Origin of the sequence: Massilia sp., assembly GCF_032106685.1 — a bacterium.
In the GTDB taxonomy this organism is placed as follows: domain Bacteria; phylum Pseudomonadota; class Gammaproteobacteria; order Burkholderiales; family Burkholderiaceae_D; genus Telluria.
The window spans coordinates 14161-31037 of sequence record NZ_DAMCPG010000010.1; the positions used below are offsets into that span (position 1 = coordinate 14161).

17 protein-coding genes and 1 riboswitch are annotated in these 16877 nt (G+C 66.8%); of the genes, 4 read left to right on the top strand and 13 right to left on the bottom strand.

Going from position 1 to position 16877, the window contains the following annotated elements:
* Positions 1 to 9 precede the first annotated feature (9 nt).
* From RT688_RS08135 to thiC, 4 genes are read right to left on the bottom strand one after another with little or no spacing between them, the layout of a single operon-like run.
* Positions 10 to 792 carry a hydroxymethylpyrimidine/phosphomethylpyrimidine kinase gene (locus RT688_RS08135; RefSeq protein ID WP_313704344.1) on the bottom strand — a complete coding sequence of 261 codons (783 nt, stop codon included), beginning with the start codon at positions 790 to 792 and terminating at the stop codon, positions 10 to 12.
* Positions 789 to 1571, bottom strand: coding sequence for a thiazole synthase (locus RT688_RS08140; RefSeq protein WP_313704345.1), 783 nt, complete (start codon positions 1569 to 1571; stop codon positions 789 to 791). The genes RT688_RS08135 and RT688_RS08140 overlap by 4 nt, the downstream gene beginning before the upstream one ends.
* A gap of 9 nt (positions 1572 to 1580) precedes the next feature.
* On the bottom strand, positions 1581 to 1784 hold the full coding sequence (gene thiS / locus RT688_RS08145; RefSeq protein WP_313704346.1) for a sulfur carrier protein ThiS: 204 nt from the start codon (positions 1782 to 1784) through the stop codon (positions 1581 to 1583).
* Positions 1785 to 1786: 2 nt separating this feature from the next.
* Complete coding sequence (gene thiC / locus RT688_RS08150) at positions 1787 to 3700, bottom strand: phosphomethylpyrimidine synthase ThiC (RefSeq protein ID WP_313704347.1); 1914 nt, start codon at positions 3698 to 3700, stop codon at positions 1787 to 1789.
* A gap of 69 nt (positions 3701 to 3769) precedes the next feature.
* Positions 3770 to 3872, bottom strand: a riboswitch (TPP riboswitch).
* Positions 3873 to 4247: 375 nt separating this feature from the next.
* On the opposite strand from thiC, the gene RT688_RS08155 reads away from it, so the two are divergent.
* The 3 genes from RT688_RS08155 to RT688_RS08165 all read left to right on the top strand — a co-directional run bounded on the left by RT688_RS08155 (position 4248) and on the right by RT688_RS08165 (position 8057).
* Positions 4248 to 7043, top strand: a complete 2796-nt coding sequence (locus tag RT688_RS08155; protein ID WP_313704348.1) for a valine--tRNA ligase — start codon at positions 4248 to 4250, stop codon at positions 7041 to 7043.
* Positions 7044 to 7210: 167 nt separating this feature from the next.
* Complete coding sequence (locus tag RT688_RS08160) at positions 7211 to 7660, top strand: DUF2147 domain-containing protein (protein ID WP_313704349.1); 450 nt, start codon at positions 7211 to 7213, stop codon at positions 7658 to 7660.
* Between the two features lie 55 nt (positions 7661 to 7715).
* Positions 7716 to 8057 (top strand): SMR family transporter, encoded by a 342-nt coding sequence (locus RT688_RS08165; RefSeq protein WP_313704350.1) that lies wholly within the window; start codon positions 7716 to 7718, stop codon positions 8055 to 8057.
* Between the two features lie 54 nt (positions 8058 to 8111).
* Here RT688_RS08165 and RT688_RS08170 read toward each other — a convergent pair whose 3' ends face one another.
* From RT688_RS08170 to RT688_RS08210, 9 genes are all read right to left on the bottom strand, one after another.
* Positions 8112 to 8579 (bottom strand): MgtC/SapB family protein, encoded by a 468-nt coding sequence (locus RT688_RS08170; protein ID WP_313704352.1) that lies wholly within the window; start codon positions 8577 to 8579, stop codon positions 8112 to 8114.
* 208 nt (positions 8580 to 8787) lie between these two features.
* On the bottom strand, positions 8788 to 9393 hold the full coding sequence (locus RT688_RS08175; RefSeq protein WP_313704353.1) for a response regulator transcription factor: 606 nt from the start codon (positions 9391 to 9393) through the stop codon (positions 8788 to 8790).
* Entirely contained in the window at positions 9390 to 10529 is a 1140-nt protein-coding gene (locus RT688_RS08180; RefSeq protein ID WP_313704354.1) for a sensor histidine kinase, read from the bottom strand. Before RT688_RS08180 ends, RT688_RS08175 begins: the two co-directional genes overlap by 4 nt.
* A 20-nt stretch (positions 10530 to 10549) precedes the next feature.
* Positions 10550 to 12343, bottom strand: a complete 1794-nt coding sequence (locus RT688_RS08185; protein ID WP_313704355.1) for a CIA30 family protein — start codon at positions 12341 to 12343, stop codon at positions 10550 to 10552.
* A 92-nt stretch (positions 12344 to 12435) separates the two neighbouring features.
* Positions 12436 to 12891: a YaiI/YqxD family protein gene (locus tag RT688_RS08190; RefSeq protein WP_313704448.1), complete on the bottom strand. Its 456-nt coding sequence runs from the start codon at positions 12889 to 12891 to the stop codon at positions 12436 to 12438.
* Positions 12892 to 12902: 11 nt separating this feature from the next.
* Complete coding sequence (ruvB, locus tag RT688_RS08195; protein WP_313704357.1) at positions 12903 to 13964, bottom strand: Holliday junction branch migration DNA helicase RuvB; 1062 nt, start codon at positions 13962 to 13964, stop codon at positions 12903 to 12905.
* A 32-nt stretch (positions 13965 to 13996) separates the two neighbouring features.
* Positions 13997 to 14578, bottom strand: coding sequence for a Holliday junction branch migration protein RuvA (gene ruvA / locus RT688_RS08200; protein WP_312548191.1), 582 nt, complete (start codon positions 14576 to 14578; stop codon positions 13997 to 13999).
* A gap of 30 nt (positions 14579 to 14608) precedes the next feature.
* Positions 14609 to 15145, bottom strand: coding sequence for a crossover junction endodeoxyribonuclease RuvC (gene ruvC, locus RT688_RS08205; protein WP_313704358.1), 537 nt, complete (start codon positions 15143 to 15145; stop codon positions 14609 to 14611).
* A gap of 216 nt (positions 15146 to 15361) precedes the next feature.
* Positions 15362 to 15790: a PACE efflux transporter gene (locus RT688_RS08210; protein WP_313704359.1), complete on the bottom strand. Its 429-nt coding sequence runs from the start codon at positions 15788 to 15790 to the stop codon at positions 15362 to 15364.
* 119 nt (positions 15791 to 15909) lie between these two features.
* Here RT688_RS08210 and RT688_RS08215 point away from each other — a divergent pair, with 119 nt between their 5' ends.
* Positions 15910 to 16803 (top strand): LysR family transcriptional regulator, encoded by an 894-nt coding sequence (locus RT688_RS08215; protein ID WP_313704360.1) that lies wholly within the window; start codon positions 15910 to 15912, stop codon positions 16801 to 16803.
* The last annotated feature ends 74 nt before the right edge of the window (positions 16804 to 16877 follow it).

The window sequence follows — 16877 nt, forward strand, 5'->3', positions numbered from 1 at the left end:
GGTCTTCCTTCAGGGTTGGGGATGAAAAATGCGGCGCGGGATGCGCTGGCCCGGCGCAATCGCGAACGCGCGCGCCAGCGTGTCGTGGCAGTAGGCCTGGGCCGCGCCCAGCGCCCCCTCCATGGGTTCGCCGAGGGCCAGGCGGCCGGCCAGGCTGGCCGCCAGGGTGCAGCCGCTGCCGTGGAAGCCCCCGGGCAGGCGCGGCCAGCGCCAGCGCCGCACCAGGCGCCCGTGGCGGCTCCAGCGGTTCTCGACGAAGCGCCGTTCGCCGTGGCCGCCGGTAAGCAGCAGGTGCTCGCAGGGGAAGTCGCCGATGGCGCAGGCCTCCGGCTCGTTCGGCAAGGCGATGGTGGCCAGCGCCAGCAGCTCGCCGACGATCTCCAGCGGATCGTCCTCGGCCAGCGCATCGCCGTGGCCGCTGGCCAGCACCGGGTCGAGCACGACCGGCAGGCCGGGGTCGCGCACACGCAGTTCGCGCAGCAGGCCGGCGATGGCGCGCGCGTTGGCGCGGCTGCCCGGAATGCCGAGTTTTACCGCCCGGACGTCGACCGTGTCGACCAGCGCCCGCGCCTGGGCCAGCACGAAGCCGGCGTCGACCGGCTGCACGGCGTGCACGCGGTTGTTGTCCTGCACGGTCAGCGCGGTCGCCACCGGCAGCGCGTGCGCGCCCTGGGCGGCGATGGCCAGCACGTCGGCGGCGAGGCCGGCCCCGCCGCCGGGGTCGAGCCCGGCGAAGACCAGCACCGCCGGCACTGCGGCAGGGCTCAGGTGATGCGTCCGCTCTTGCGTCACGTGATGCGCCCTTCGCGCGGCGAGGACGGCGAAGCAGCAAAGCGTTTCGGCATGCGTCCGGCCAGGTAGGCTTCGCGCCCGGCCCGCACCGCCAGCTTCATCGCGCGCGCCATGCGCACCGGCTCGCGGGCGGCGGCGATCGCGGTGTTCATCAAGACGCCGTCGCAGCCCAGCTCCATCGCGATCGCCGCGTCGGAGGCCGTGCCGACGCCGGCGTCGACCAGCACCGGCACCGTTGCCTGCTCGATGATCAGCGACAGGTTCCAGGGATTGAGGATGCCCATGCCCGAGCCGATCAGCGAGGCCAGCGGCATCACGGCCACGCAACCGATCTCCTGCAGGATCTTCGCCTGCACCGGGTCGTCGCTGCAGTAGACCATGACGTCGAAACCGTCGCGCACCAGAGTCTCGGCGGCCCTCAATGTTTCCGGCATGTGCGGGAACAGGGTCTGTTCGTCGCCCAGCACTTCGAGCTTGACCAGCTTGTGCCCATTCAAGAGCTCGCGCGCCATCTGCAGGGTATAGACCGCATCCTTCGCGTTGTAGCAGCCGGCCGTATTCGGCAGGATCGTGTACTGCGACGGCGGCAATACATCGAGCAGGCTGGGCGCGTTCGGGTCCTGGCCGATGTTCACGCGGCGGATCGCCACGGTCACGATCTCGGCTTCGGCCGCCAGCGTGGCCTCGCGGGTTTCGTCGAGGTCGCGGTACTTGCCGCTGCCGACCAGCAGGCGCGAGCAGTATTGCTTGCCCGCGATGGTGAGAAAGTCTTCGTTCATGTATTGTCCTTATCCGCCGCCGATGGCGCGCACGATGTCCACTTTGTCCCGCTGCGCCAGCAGGCGTTCGTTCCACTGCTGGCGCGGCACCACCTGGCGGTTGACGGCCAATGCCACCGCCTGGTTGGCGATGCCCAGCTCGCGCACCAGTGCATCGAGCGACAGGCCGGCCGGCACCTGATGGGGTTCTCCGTTCAGTTCGATCTCGAGCATGCTCACACCTCGCGGTACAGCTTTGCGCCGCCGCGCACGAACTCGATCGCCTTTTCCTGCATCCCCTTGGCCAGGGCCTGGTCGTCGCCGACGCCCTTGGCCGCGGCGTACTCGCGCACCTCTTGCGTGATCTTCATCGAGCAGAAATGCGGGCCGCACATCGAGCAGAAGTGGGCGACCTTGCTCGACTCCTTCGGCAGGGTCTCGTCGTGGAAGGCGCGCGCCTTGTCCGGGTCGAGGCCGAGGTTGAACTGGTCTTCCCAGCGGAACTCGAAGCGTGCCTTCGACAAGGCGTTGTCGCGGACCTGGGCGCCCGGGTGGCCCTTGGCCAGGTCGGCGGCGTGGGCCGCGATCTTGTAGGTGATGATGCCGTCCTTGACGTCCTCCTTGTCGGGCAGGCCCAGGTGTTCTTTCGGCGTGACGTAGCACAGCATGGCGGTGCCGTACCAGCCGATGTGGGCGGCGCCGATGCTTGATGTGATGTGGTCGTAGCCGGGCGCGATGTCGGTGGTGAGCGGTCCCAGCGTGTAGAACGGCGCCTCGTGGCACTGTTCCAGTTGCAGCGTCATGTTCTCGCGAATCATGTGCAGCGGCACGTGGCCCGGGCCCTCGATCATCACCTGGACGTCGTGCTTCCAGGCGATCTGCGTGAGTTCGCCGAGCGTCTTCAGTTCGGCAAGCTGGGCTTCGTCGTTGGCGTCGTAGATCGAGCCGGGGCGCAGGCCGTCGCCCAGGCTGAAGGCGACGTCGTACTGCTTCATGATGGCGCAAATCTCTTCGAAATGCGTGTAGAGGAAGGATTCCCGGTGATGGGCCAGGCACCATTTGGCCATGATCGAGCCGCCGCGCGAGACGATCCCCGTCAGGCGCTTGGCCGTCATCGGCACGAAGGCCAGGCGCACGCCGGCGTGGATGGTGAAGTAGTCGACGCCCTGCTCGGCCTGTTCGATCAGGGTGTCGCGGTAGATCTCCCAGGTCAGGTCCTCGGCCTTGCCGTTGACCTTTTCCAGCGCCTGGTAGATCGGCACGGTGCCGATCGGGACCGGGCTGTTGCGGATGATCCATTCGCGCGTCTCGTGGATGTGCTTGCCGGTCGAGAGGTCCATCACGTTGTCGGCGCCCCAGCGAATCGCCCAGGTCATCTTCTCGACTTCCTCGCCGATCGAGGACGTGACGGCCGAGTTGCCGATGTTGGCGTTGATCTTGATCAGGAAATTGCGGCCGATGATCATCGGCTCGCTCTCAGGGTGGTTGATGTTCGCCGGGATGATGGCGCGTCCGCGCGCCACTTCCTCGCGCACGAATTCCGGCGTGATTTCAGGCGGAATGGACGCGCCGAAGGACTGGCCCGGATGCTGGCGCCCGAGCAGTTCGGCAGTGCGCTTGCCCATCGGGCCGGATGCTTCCAGCGAAGCCAGGTACTCCTTGCGGCGCAGGTTCTCGCGCAGGGCGATGAATTCCATCTCGGGTGTGACGATGCCTTGGCGCGCGTAGTGCATCTGGGTGACGTTCGCGCCCGCTTTCGCGCGGCGCGGCTTGCGCGTCAGCTCGAAGCGCAGCGCGTCCAGGCCGCGGTCTTCCAGGCGCTCCTGGCCGTAGCGCGAGCTCGGTCCCGGCAGTTCCTCGGTGTCGCCGCGCTCCTCGATCCAGGCGCGGCGCAGGGCCGGCAGGCCGCGCCGGATGTCGATGCTGGCCGCCGGGTCGGTGTAGGGACCGGAGGTGTCGTAGACGAAGACCGGCGGATTGGTCTCGCCGCCGAAGCTGGCCGGGGTATCGCTTTGCGCGACGGCGCGCATCGGCACGCGGATGTCGGGGCGGCTGCCCTCGATGTAGACCTTAGTCGACTTCGGGAAGGGTGCGATGGCGGCGCTGTCCACCCGGGCGGTGGTGGCGTCGAATTTGAATGGGGCGTTCATGTGGCTCCTTTGCGTGAGGAGCCAGCAAAGGAGGCGGAGAGTGGTGCAGGCGCGTGCAGGCGCACGACCGCGGCATCTCGGAAGCTTCCCTTCGCTGGCATTATCCAGATCAGGTTCAGAGGGTATTTCTCACCCGCGCATCGTTTCGATGGCAGGACCCCTAGCGTTGCTGCCTTGTGGCAGCGGGCGGATTATAGCCCGTGTTGTGGCGTTGGCAAGAAAAATTTGCGGGATATGCGGGATGGGTGGGCGTGGGGTTGTGGCGCTGTTGCGTGTGCCGGTATTGGTGTGTTGCGTCCGCGTGGGCACGGGTGCCTAGCGCGGCCCGGCCCACCCTACGGTCACCGCAAACGGCGAGTTCATACGAAACCCGGATACGCAGCGTGTCCCGTAGGGTGGGCACCTGTGCCCACGCGGACGCCGCGAGACCATTACATCACACGCAACAGCGCCACGATCCCGACCGAAAATCCCGTCACGGCCCACGCGCAGCCCCGCCCTCCTCCTCTATAATGACCCTTTTCGCCAATCAAAACGCCATCAAATCATGGAATTAGCCAAGTCTTTCGAGCCAGCCGACATCGAACAATACTGGCGCACCGAGTGGGAGCAGCGCGGTTACTTCGCCGCCACCCTCGATGCCGACAAGCCGTCGTTCAGCATCCAGCTGCCGCCGCCGAACGTGACGGGCACGCTGCACATGGGCCACGCGTTCAACCAGACCGTGATGGATGGCCTGACGCGCTACTACCGCATGCGCGGCTATAACACCGCCTGGGTGCCGGGCACCGACCACGCCGGCATCGCCACCCAGATCGTCGTCGAGCGCCAGCTCGACGCCCAGAAGATCTCGCGCCACGACCTCGGCCGCGACGAATTCATCAAGAAGGTCTGGGAGTGGAAGGAAAAGTCGGGCAACACCATCACCGGCCAGATGCGCCGCATGGGCGCCTCCGCCGACTGGCAGCGCGAATACTTCACCATGGACGAGACCCGTTCGAAGGTCGTCGCCGAAGTCTTCGTGCGCCTGTACGAGCAGGGCCTGATCTACCGCGGCAAGCGCCTGGTCAACTGGGACCCGAAACTGGGCACGGCCGTGTCCGACCTCGAAGTGGTGTCGGAAGAGGAAGACGGCTCGATGTGGTACATCAAGTACCCGCTGGCCGACGGCTCGGGCGAGCTGACGGTCGCCACCACCCGTCCCGAGACCATGCTGGGCGACGTCGCCGTGGCCGTCGATCCGACCGACGAGCGCTACGCCCACCTGCACGGCAAGCTCCTCAAACTCCCGCTGACCGGCCGCGAAGTGCCGATCATCGCCGACAGCTACGTCGACAAGGAATTCGGCACCGGCTGCGTGAAGATCACCCCGGCCCACGACTTCAACGACTACGCCGTCGGCCAGCGCGCCGGCCTGGAGCCGATCAACATCTTCACGCTGGACGCGAAGATCAACGAGAACGCACCTGGCCAGTACCAGGGCCTGGACCGCTTCGCCGCGCGCAAGCAGATCGTCGCCGACCTGGAAGCGCAGGGCTTCCTCGAGCAGGTCAAGCCGCACAAGCTGATGGTGCCGCGCGGCGACCGCACCGGCGTCGTCATTGAGCCGATGCTGACCGACCAGTGGTTCGTCGCCATGACGAAACCGGCGCCGGAAGGCACCTTCAATCCGGGCAAGTCGATCACCGAAGTGGCGCTGGAAAAGGTCGCCAGCGGCGAGATCAAGTTCGTGCCGGAGAACTGGACCACGACCTACAACCAGTGGCTGGGCAACATCCAGGACTGGTGCATCTCGCGCCAGCTGTGGTGGGGCCACCGCATCCCGGCCTGGTACGGCGAGAACGGCGAGATCGTCGTTGCCCGTACCGAGGAAGAAGCGAAGGCCAAGGCCGCGGCGCAGGGCGTCACGGGCGAGCTGCGCCGCGACGACGACGTGCTCGATACCTGGTTCTCGTCGGCCCTGGTGCCCTTCTCGACCATGGGCTGGCCGGAAGAGACGCCGGACATGAAGATGTTCCTGCCGTCCTCCGTCCTGGTGACCGGCTTCGACATCATCTTCTTCTGGGTCGCGCGCATGGTCATGATGACCGCGCACTTCACGGGCAAGGTGCCGTTCGAGACCGTCTACGTGCACGGCCTGGTGCGCGACTCGCAGGGCCAGAAGATGTCGAAGTCGAAGGGCAACACCCTCGATCCGATCGACCTGATCGACGGCATCGACGTCGAGACCCTGGTTGCCAAGCGCACCACCGGCCTGATGAACCCGCGCGACGCCGAGAAGATCGCCAAGGCCACCCGCAAGGAATTCCCGACCGGGATTCCGGCCTTCGGCACCGACGCCGTGCGCTTCACGATGGCGAGCTACGCTTCGCTGGGCCGCAACATCAACTTCGACCTCGGCCGCGCCGAAGGCTACCGCAACTTCTGCAACAAGCTGTGGAATGCGACGCGCTTCGTGATGATGAACACCGAAGGCAAGGACTGCGGTGCGCCGGATGCGGCCGATTTGTCGCAGGCCGATAAGTGGATCATCTCGCTGATGAACCGCGCCGAGCAGGAAGTGGCGAAAGGCTTCGAGGACTACCGCTTCGACAACATCGCCAGCGCCATCTACAAGTTCGTCTGGGACGAGTACTGCGACTGGTACCTGGAAGTGGCCAAGGTCCAGGTCCAGCAGGGCACCGAGGCGCAGCAGCGCGCCACCCGCCACACCCTGCTGCGCGTGCTGGAAGTGATCCTGCGCCTGGCGCATCCGGTGATCCCGTTCGTGACCGAGGCGCTGTGGCAGGCGGTCGCGCCACTGGCCGGCAAGACCGGTGACAGCATCATGCTGCAGCCCTACCCGGTCGCCAACCCGGATGCGATCAGTGAGGACGCCGAAGCCTGGATGGCCCAGCTGAAGGACCTGACCAACGCGACGCGCAACCTGCGTGGCGAGATGAAGATCGCGCCGTCGGTGCGCGTGCCGCTGATCGTCGAGCCGGGCAACGAGGGCGACCGCGCCAACATGGCCCTGTTCGCGCCCTACATCGCTTCGCTGGGCAAGCTGGCCGAGGTGCAAATCGTCGACGCGCTGCCGGAATCGCCGGCCGCGGTGTCGATCGTCGGCACCACCAAGCTGATGCTGAAGGTCGAGATCGACGTCAAGGCCGAGCGCGAGCGCCTGTCGAAGGAGATCGCGCGCGTCGAGGGCGAGATCGCGAAGGCCAGCGGCAAGCTGTCGAGCGAAAGTTTTGTTGCGCGCGCGCCGGCCGCCGTGGTGGCGCAGGAGAAGGAACGCCTGGCCAACTTCAGCGCGACGCTCGACAAGATGTGCGAACAGCTGGCCAAGCTGCCGGCCTGATCCGGCCAGGCCGATCGTTCGGAACGCGGCCTCGGGCCGCGTTTTTTCATCGGTCCTGCAGCATGCCGGGGACGGCAATTGGAATATTTCCTCACAATTCGCTTTCCCCGTCGAGAAGACTGTTTGCTACACTCTGCGCTATCAATAATGAATCCAGGAGACACCAGATGCGTAAATTGATGCAGGCAAGCCTGATTGCCATGATGTTCGCGATGCCCGCCGCGTGGGCGCAGACCGCTTCGCCGATCGGGCTGTGGAAAACGATCGACGACGAAACCGGCAAGCCGAAGGCGCTGGTGCGCATCACCGAGCAAAACGGCGCGCTGGAAGGCAAGATCGAAAAGCTGTTCCGCGAGCCGAACGAGGAGCAGAACCCGAAATGCGTGGCCTGCACCGATTCGCGCAAGAACCAGCCGATCGTCGGCATGACCATCGTGTCGGGCCTCAAGAAGGACGGCAACGAGTACACCGGCGGCGAGATCCTCGATCCTGCCAAGGGCAAGGTCTACAAGAGCAAGGCGACGCTGCGCGACGGCGGCCAGAAGCTCGAGGTGCGCGGCTACATCGGCGCGCCGATGTTCGGCCGTTCGCAGATCTGGCACCGCGAGCAGCAATAAGCCCGCGACTTTCCACCGAAGCGGCCTGCGGGCCGCTTTTTTATTCGCAATGCCCATGACCCTGACCCAGAGCTACCTCTTCCTCGCCCTCGCCATCGTCGTCGAGGTGATCGGCACCACGGCGCTGAAAGCCACCGAGAATTTCACCCGGCTATGGCCCAGCCTGCTGACCGTCGTCTGCTATGCGGCATCCTTCTACCTGCTGACCTTCAGCCTGAAGGTGCTGCCGACCGGGATCGCCTACGCGATCTGGTCGGGGGTCGGGATCGTGCTGATCTCGATCGTCAGCTGGATCGTCTACAAGCAGAGCCTGGACCTGCCGGCCCTGCTCGGCCTGGGACTGATCATTGCGGGGGTGCTGGTGATTAACCTGTTTTCGAAGAGCGTGAGCCACTAAGGCGACGCGGCGCCCGCTTGCGCGGCGCCAGCAAGCCGGGCCGCGGGGACGGCCTCATTTCTTCTCGGCGCGCAGGATGGACAGCACCACCAGGCCGAACATGGCGCTCACCACGGCGGTGGCTTCGCGTCCCATGCCGGCGGCGATGCCGACGGCCGAGGTCAGCCAGACGCTGGCGGCCGTGGTCAATCCCCGGATGTCGTTCTTCTCGGTCTGCTTCAGGATGGCGCCGGCCCCGAGGAAGCCGATGCCGGCGGTAATGCCCTGCAGCACGCGCGACAGGTCCTCGATCTTCATGCCGGCTTGCAGCGGGATCAGCACGAACAGGGCCGAACCGAGCGACACCAGCATGTGGGTGCGCAGGCCGGCCGAGGCGCCGACCGACTCGCGCTCGTAGCCGAGCACGGCGCCGAGGGCCAGGGCCACCATCAGGCGCACCACGATGCGCGTGATGTCGTCCGGATTACCCAGGTCGGAAAATTCCTGTTGTATCGTCAGCCAGCTTTGTTCCCACCACGCCATTGTCGCCCTCCAAATCGTTCCGACGAATAATGCCATCTAAGCAAGATGCATGGCGCATCGCTCGGCGGTTTGCAGGAAAAGAGGGCGTCTTGGAGCGCCTGAGAAAGTCCCCAGGGCAAGGGATACGGCCATCCGGCGCATTGTCGAAGACAGTACGAGCGTACAGCGAGACAATGCAACGCCGCCATGGGGTCTTTATCAGGCGCTCCTACAGCCAGCCGGCGTCGCGTGCGAGACGGTAGGCCTCGACCCGGTTGCCAGCGTTCAGCTTGCTGATCGCCTCCGACAGGTAGTTGCGCACCGTTCCCTCCGACAGGTGGATCTGGCGCGCGATGTCGGCGCTGCTGGCGCCCTCGCCCGCCAGGCGCAGCACTTGCCGTTCGCGTTCCGTGAGCGGATCCTGGGCGCCGCTCCAGCTTTCCAGGGCCAGCTCGGGCGCGATCGCGCGCCCGCCGCCATGCACGGTGCGGATCGCCGCCGCCAGGGCGTCGGCCGGCGCATCCTTCAGCAGGAAGCCGCGCACGCCGGCCGCCAGCGCGCGCCGCAGGTAGCCGCTGCGCCCGAAGGTGGTGACGATCATGACCTTGCCCGGTGCGCCGCGCGCCGCCAGTTGCGCGGCCAGTTCCAGCCCGGTCATGCGCGGCATCTCGATGTCGGTCAGGACGATGTCGGGTGCATGCTGCTCGCACAGCGCCAGCGCCTCGACGCCGTCGGCGGCGGTGGCGACCACCGCCAGGTCGGGTTCCAGCCCCAGCAGCGCCGCCAGGGCGCCGCGCACCAGGCCCTGGTCCTCGGCCAGCAGGATGCGGATCATGCGCCCGCTCCCGCCGGCACGCGCAGCTCCAGCGCCAGCCCGGCGCCGACCGCCAGGGCCAGCCGACCGCCCAGCGCGGCCGCCCGCTCCTGCATGCCGCTCAGGCCGTTCCCATGGCGCAGCGCGCTCGCGCTGCGCAGGCGCTCGCCATCGTCGCTGACGCGCAGCACCGCCTCGTTCTCCTCCAGGGCCAGCGACAGCGTGCAGCGGCGCGCGCCGGCATGGCGCACCACGTTGGTGACGGCCTCGCGCAGGGCCAGCGCCACCACGTGCTCCGCGGCCGGCGCCAGTTCGACCCGCTCGACCCGCTCGCACAGTTCCACGTCGGCCGCCGCCAGGCTGGCGCGCGCGCTGGCCAGGGCATGGGCCAGGCCGCTCTCGCGGTAGCCGGTCACCGCCGTGCGCACCTCGGCCAGCGCCTGGCGGGCCGCCGCTTCGATGTCGGCGATCTCGCGCCGGCAGGCGGCGCGGGTGCTTTCCGTATCGCGTTCGGCCAGCTTGCCCGCCAGTTCGGCCTTCAGGGCGATCAGCGACAGCGAGTGGCCCAGCAAATCGTGCAGGTCGCGCGAGATGCGTTCGCGTTCGGCGATGGTGGCCATGTGCTCGACCTCTTCCTGCTTGCGCAGCAACTCCTGGCGCGAACGGCGCAGGCGCGCATCCATGATGGAGCCCAGGCCCACCGGCAGGCTGATGGTGAGGATCGGCATCAGGAACAGGAAGCGCATCTGCCCCCCTTCGACTAGCAGCGAGGCCAGCAGGCCGAGCAGGATCACCCCGACCATCGCCAGCATGGCGCGCCGCATGCTGGTAAAGCCGGCGGCCATGGCGCAGGCGAAGATGAAGAAGGTGGCCGCGCCGATGTTCCAGCGCACCCAGGCGACGCCGATCAGGCAGCCCGCCAGCATGCAGGTGCCCACCTGCCAGCCGCGCGCCCAGAAGCTGGCGCAGTACAGCGGAATGAAAACCGCGAGGGTCAACGCCAGCAGCGCCGCCTCGAGGGCGCCCGGCGTCACATAGGCGTACTTCCAGAACATGTAGCCGAGGCTGAGCAGCCAGAAGTACGGCATCCTGCCCTGCTCGGGCGGCACCCACGGTCCCGCCCAGAGTCTCTTCCATCCTTGCCTGATCGTGTTCATCGCTCTTGTGCCGATTATGGTTATTGGGCCAGCAGGCGCACGTCGGCGAGCTCGAAGCGGTAGTCGCCCGGCTGCGGACCGGCGTTGAATCCTAACATGGTGACGTTGGCCGGATCGATGCCTTTGAGCTCGCTAAAAGGAACGGTCACTTCGGTCCACTCCGGTCCCGCGGTGAAGGACTTCGCGCCCGGGATCTGCACGCCCTGCGACATCGCGATCATCTGGTAGGTCTTGCCGTCGCCGCGCACCTTGAAGCGCACCGCCTTGACGGCGCTGAGGTCGACCGACTGCATCGGCTGCGCGCCCGGCATGAAAGCCACGCCGGACCAGGCGTAGGGCAGGCCCGGCGCCACCTTGGCGCTGATCGCGAGCGGCACCTGGCCGTCGGCCAGCGCCGCGCCGGTCGCCAGCGCGACGGTCGATTTGCCGCCGATGAAGCTGTCGGTCGACGGCCCCCAGCCCATGCCGAAGGGGCTGGCCAGCGCCTTGTCGCTGAAGCGGCTGATGCGGCCGTCGGGCGGCAGGGCGGGCCCCTTGCTCTTCTCCTGCGCCGCCTTGACGATGGCCTGGCGCTGGCCCTCGCGCAGGCCGTTCGCGCTTTCGCCGTCCTTCCAGACCTCGACGATCCGGCGCGTGGCCAGGATGTCGGCCGCCGGATTGCCGTCCACCAGCAGCAGGTCGGCCTTGTAGCCTTTCTCGATGCGGCCGCGCCGGCCCAGCTTGAAGACGCGCGCGGGTTCGCTGGTCGCCGCCGCCAGCGCCTGCACTGGCGTGAGGCCCGCTTCCACCAGCGCCTTCAGTTCGCGGTGCATGCTGATGCCGTACTGGGTGCCGGGGTTGCCGGCGTCGGTTCCGGCCAGCACCGGCACGCCGGCCTTGACCAGCGCCGCCGTCACCTGCTTCGGCGCCACCAGCATCGCCGCGCGCTCCTTGTTGCCGTAGCGTGCCTTCAGCGGCGCCTGGGCATCCTTGTCGAGCAGGCCGGCCAGGCTGGCGTCGGCAAGCAGGTCGTCGCCGCGCCAGCCGGCCATGCTCTCCAGTACCGTGAAGGTCGGGATCACGAAGGCGCCGCGGCTGGCGGCCAGGCGCGCCAGGCCCTCGGCGTCGCCGGACTCCCCTGGATACAGGTGCACCAGGCCGTCGGCGCCCGCTTCCAGCACCGCCCGCGCATCCTTCTCGTTGCCGATGTGGACGACGGCCAGCTTGCCGCGCTTGTGGGCGGCGTCGATCACCGCCCTGGCGGTGGCCAGGTCGAGCGAGGGAAAACCGTAGCCGCTTTCCATCACGACCTTGATGAAGTCCGAGCCTTCGGCGATGCGGGCATCCACGAAGTCCTGCGCCTGTTCCGGCCCGGTGATGGTGGGGATGGCGAGGCCGAACTGGGTGCCGTGGCCACGCGGCGCGGTGACCAGCGTCCCGGCCGAGAACAGGTCGGCGTGATCATGCCGGCTGCCCTGCGCCATTTCCTGCTTGGCCTGTTTCATCAGCTTGAGGTCGGTGAACATGTCGACCTGGGTCGTCACGCCGAACAGCACCGGCAATTCCTGCCAGCGGAAGACGTGGGTGTGGGCGTCGATCAGGCCCGGCAGCAGCGTGCGTCCGGCGCCGGCGACGACGCGCGCGCCCTGCGGCGCCGGGCCGCGGAAATCGGCGTCGGCGATGACGCCGTTCTCGAACAGCACCGAGCGGCGCTCATGGACGGCCTTGCCGTCGAATACGCGCACGTCCTGGACCAGGGTGGCGCCAGCGAGCGCGGCGGGGCTGGCGCCGATGGCGGCGCACAGCAGCAGGAGTTTCAGGGTAGTCGGTTTCATCTCGGTCTCTCCAGGTGGTTGGATGAGCCGAGTATGGAAGAGCGGCGGCTGCGTCGCCAGACGCAAGTGCCACCACTTTCAGGTGACAAATGTCATGCGCGCGGACGCTGGCGGGCCAGGTGCCGGTCGAGGGCGTTGGCAAAGTTCTGGCGGTCGGCCTGGCTGAAGGCGGACGGGCCGCCGGTGTCGACGCCGCTGCTGCGCAGCTCTTCCATGAAGGCGCGCATGGTCAGTTGCTGGGCGATCGTGTCCTTGGTGTAGAACTCGCCGCGCGGGTTCAGGGCGTAACCGCCCTTCTCCAGCACTTGCGCCGCGAGCGGAATGTCGCCGGTCACGACCAGGTCGCCCGGCTGCAGGCGCGCGACGATCTCCGCATCGGCGACGTCGAAGCCGCCCGGCACCTGCAGTGCGCGGATGAACTTCGAGCCGGGCACGCGCAGCAGCTGGTTGGCCACCAGCGTCACGGGGATCTGCGTGCGCTCGGCCACCCGGAACAGGATGTCCTTGATGACGCCGGGGCAGGCGTCGGCGTCGACCCAGATCTGCATCGGGGGCGTTGTCACCGCAGATTGTCCCAGAGGTCGCCGGTGGGGCTGATGCGCGGCGCGGCGACGCCGAAGTGCTGGTAGGCGGCGGGCGTGGCGATGCGCCCGCGCGGCGTGCGCTGCAGGTAGCCCTGCTGGATCAGGTAGGGTTCGAGCACGTCCTCGATGGTGTCGGCCGCCTCGCCGATCGCCGCGGCCAGGTTGCCGATGCCGACCGGGCCGCCATTGAACTTGAACAGCACCGCTTCCAGCAGTTTGCGGTCCATGACGTCGAAGCCGACCGAGTCGACGTCGAGCATCTTCAGGGCGCGGTCGGCCATGTCCTTGGTGATCTCGCCCGTGCCCTTCACTTCCGCGTAGTCGCGCACGCGGCGCAGCAGGCGGTTGGCGATACGCGGCGTGCCGCGCGCGCGCATCGCCACTTCGCGCGCGCCTTCCTCGTTGATCGGCGCTTCCAGCAGGTGGGCGCTGCGGGTGACGATCTTGGTCAGCTCGTCGACGTTGTAGAACTCGAGGCGCGCGACGATGCCGAAACGGTCGCGCAAGGGGTTCGTCAACATGCCCGCGCGGGTGGTGGCGCCGACCAGGGTGAAGGGCTGCAGGTCGAGCTTCACGGAACGCGCGGCCGGGCCCTCGCCGATCACGATGTCGATCTGGTAGTCCTCCAGCGCCGGGTACAGGATCTCCTCGACCACCGGCGACAAGCGGTGGATCTCGTCGATGAACAGCACGTCGTTCGGCTCGAGGTTGGTAAGAATGGCCGCCAGGTCGCCCGGACGCTCCAGCACCGGGCCGGAGGTCTGGCGCAGGTTGACGCCCATTTCGCGCGCGATGATGTGGGCCAGCGTGGTTTTACCGAGGCCCGGCGGGCCGAACAGCAGGGTGTGGTCGAGCGCCTCGCGGCGCTTCCTCGCTGCGGAGATGAAGATTTCGAGCTGGTCGCGGATCTTGGCCTGGCCGACGTATTCGTCCAGCTGTTTCGGGCGCAAGGCGCGTTCGATCGCCTCCTCGTTGGGCGAGGCCGGCGCCGCGTCGATGACCCGCTGCTCGGTGAAGTTGTCGGTCTGGATGCTCATTGCTTGAATCTCGAGTTAGGGCGGCTCAGTCCTTAAGCCTTGGACAAGGCCTTCAGGGCGAACTTGATGCCGTCGGACACGCTGGCGCCTTCCGGCAGGTTCTTGGTCGCGACCAGCGCTTCCTTGTCAGAATACCCCAATGCCAGCAGTGCGTTCATCACGTCGGCCTGGGTATCGTCGCGCGGCGCGCCGCCGCCGACCACGCCGATGTCGGCGCCGAGCTTGCCCTTCAGTTCCAGCAGCAGGCGCTCGGCGGTCTTCTTGCCGATGCCCGGAATCTTGACCAGGCGGCCCGGCTCCTGCAGCGTCACGGCCTGGGCCAGGTCGTTCACCGACATGCCCGACAGGATGCCCAGCGCGGTGCGCGCGCCGACGCCGGTAATCTTGATCAACTGGCGGAACAGCGCGCGCTCGCTGGCCGTGCCGAAGCCGAACAGCAGGTGGGCATCCTCGCGGATCGCCTGGTGCGTGAACAGCACGACGCGCTCGCCCGTGTGCGGCAGGTTGTAATAGGTGCTCATCGGCACGTCGATTTCATAGCCGACGCCGTTGCAGTCCACCAGCAGTTGCGGCGGAGTCTTTTCCAGCAGGATTCCGGAGATGCGACCAATCATGGTTGACCTTTGTTCTTACGGTGTTCTTGGTTAGACGAGGCGGCCGCGTTTCATGCGCAGGCCGGCCAGTTGCGGGCCGAGCGAACCGATCAGCGCCAGCGTATCGTGGCTGTTCGCGTGGCAAATGGCAACCCCGAGCGCGTCGGCGGCGTCCGAGCCCGGCAGGCCGGGCAGCGTCAGCAGGCGCGAGACCATGTCCTGCACCTGCGGCTTGGCGGCCTTGCCGGTGCCGACCACGGCCTGCTTGATCTGGGTCGGCGAGTATTCCGCCACCTCCAGGTCGGCGCCGACCAGGGCGCTGATCGCCGCGCCCCTGGCCTGGCCCAGCAGCAGGGTCGATTGCGGATTGACGTTGACGAAGACCTTCTCGATGGCGGCGCAGCTCGGCTGGTAGGTGGCGACGATCTCGCGCACGCCATTCAGGATGATCTTCAGGCGCGGCGGCAATGCCCCTTCAAGACCGGTCTTGATGGTGCCCGAGGCGATGTAGCGCAATTTGCTGCCCTGCTTTTCGATGACGCCAAAGCCGGTCGTGCGCAAGCCAGGGTCGATGCCGAGAATAATCATTATCGAATGTTATACCGGCCAGCAAGGTTCGTGGGAAAAATACTGTAGAAAAACACAGTGGGGTGGGGTTATCGAGGCTGGGGGCCTCAATAACGAAGTGCCCACGCGGAACGTTGAATAGTGGCAGCAGGGCAACAAAAAATCCAGGACGTCACCAGCAGGATGCCACATAAACGCCGCTTCGTGGCCAGCGCTGGAGCGCCAGCGCGCGCCGGTTTATCGCGCCAGCGGCGCTGCCCTCACCGGAAACACGCGATCGTACGCGATGTTGAAAAGGAAGCCATACACCAGGTAGAAAATCACGATGGCGATATCCATCAGCAGCGCTGCCCATAGGCCGATGCCGAGATACCAGGCGATCATCGGGATCAGCATGACCACCAGTCCCGCTTCGAACAGGAAGGTATGGGCGACCCGGATCGCCATCGTTTTCTGGACGCTGCCGCGCAGGCGCAGCATGGCGCGGTCGAACATGACGTTGAATACGAAGTTCCAGAGCGTGGCGATTGTCGCTGATACGACGCCGATCACGCCCATGTGCTGCATCGGCTGGTTGAAGACCAGGGCGGAACCGGGAATGAAGATGGCCAGGGCCACGGCCTCGAACAGGAGCGCATGGCAAACGCGCTCGCGGAATGTACGCATGTAACTTTTCTTTCTTGTAGCTGTGCGGGTGCGTGCCACCCGTTTGACGTTTCGCCGGCATGATCCCATACTTCATAAATCTATGCATATAGGCAAAATCGAGACAGTATGCTTCAAATATGAAACACCTGAATTGGGATGACCTGCGCTTGCTGCTGCTCATCGCGCAGGAAGGAACCCTGCGGCGCGCGGCCAGGAAGGCGGGCGTCAGCCCGGCGACGCTGTCGCGCCGGCTCGACGAGCTCGAAAACGCGGTCGGGCACAAGCTCGTCGAGCGTTTCCAGGGCGGTTGTATGCCGACGGCCTTCGGTAGCGATGTCATCGCGCTGGCCGACCAGATGAGCGAGATTGCGTTGGACGTCGAGCGCAGCCGGGATCGCCAGGATGCGCATGCCGCATCGGGCCTGGTGCGGATCAATACCGACGAGTGGCTTTCGTATTTCCTGACGACCCGGTTTGCGCGCTTTCATGACGCCTACCCCAACATCGAGGTGGAAATCATTACCTCGCACCGGCCTTACAACCTGACGCGCCGGGAAGCGGACATCGCGATCCGGCCTTACCGCCCTGAACAGCTCGACCTCGTCACCCGCCGGATCGGTACCCTGGCCTTCGGGCTGTATTGCAGTCGGGATGTGGCGCAGCGCCATGCGGCTGCCCTGGCGAACCGGGACTGGGCCAAGCTGCCCTTCGTGGGGTTCGACGAGCCGCGCGCCGAGTTCCAGTCCGACCGCTGGCTGCGCGCCCTGCCCGGCGCGCCGGCGCCGTGGATGAAGTGCAGCTACGGACTCGGGATCCTCGATGGCGTCAGCCACGGCGCCGGCCTGGGTGTGCTGGCGACCTTTCTTGCAGGCGACGCACAGGATCTGCACGCCGTGCTTCCCCATATTCCGGAACTGGATCAGGAGATCTGGCTGTCGATGCATGGCGGCCTGCGTACGAGCGCGCGCGTCCGGGCCGTGGTGGATTTCATGGAACAGGTGTTCAGCGCCTACCGGGAAACCGGGCATTGACCGGCGCGCCGGCACTGCCGCGTGTCGGCAGTGGGCGCCCGGCTATTTCCGCGGCCGGCAGCGGCGGTCCGCCG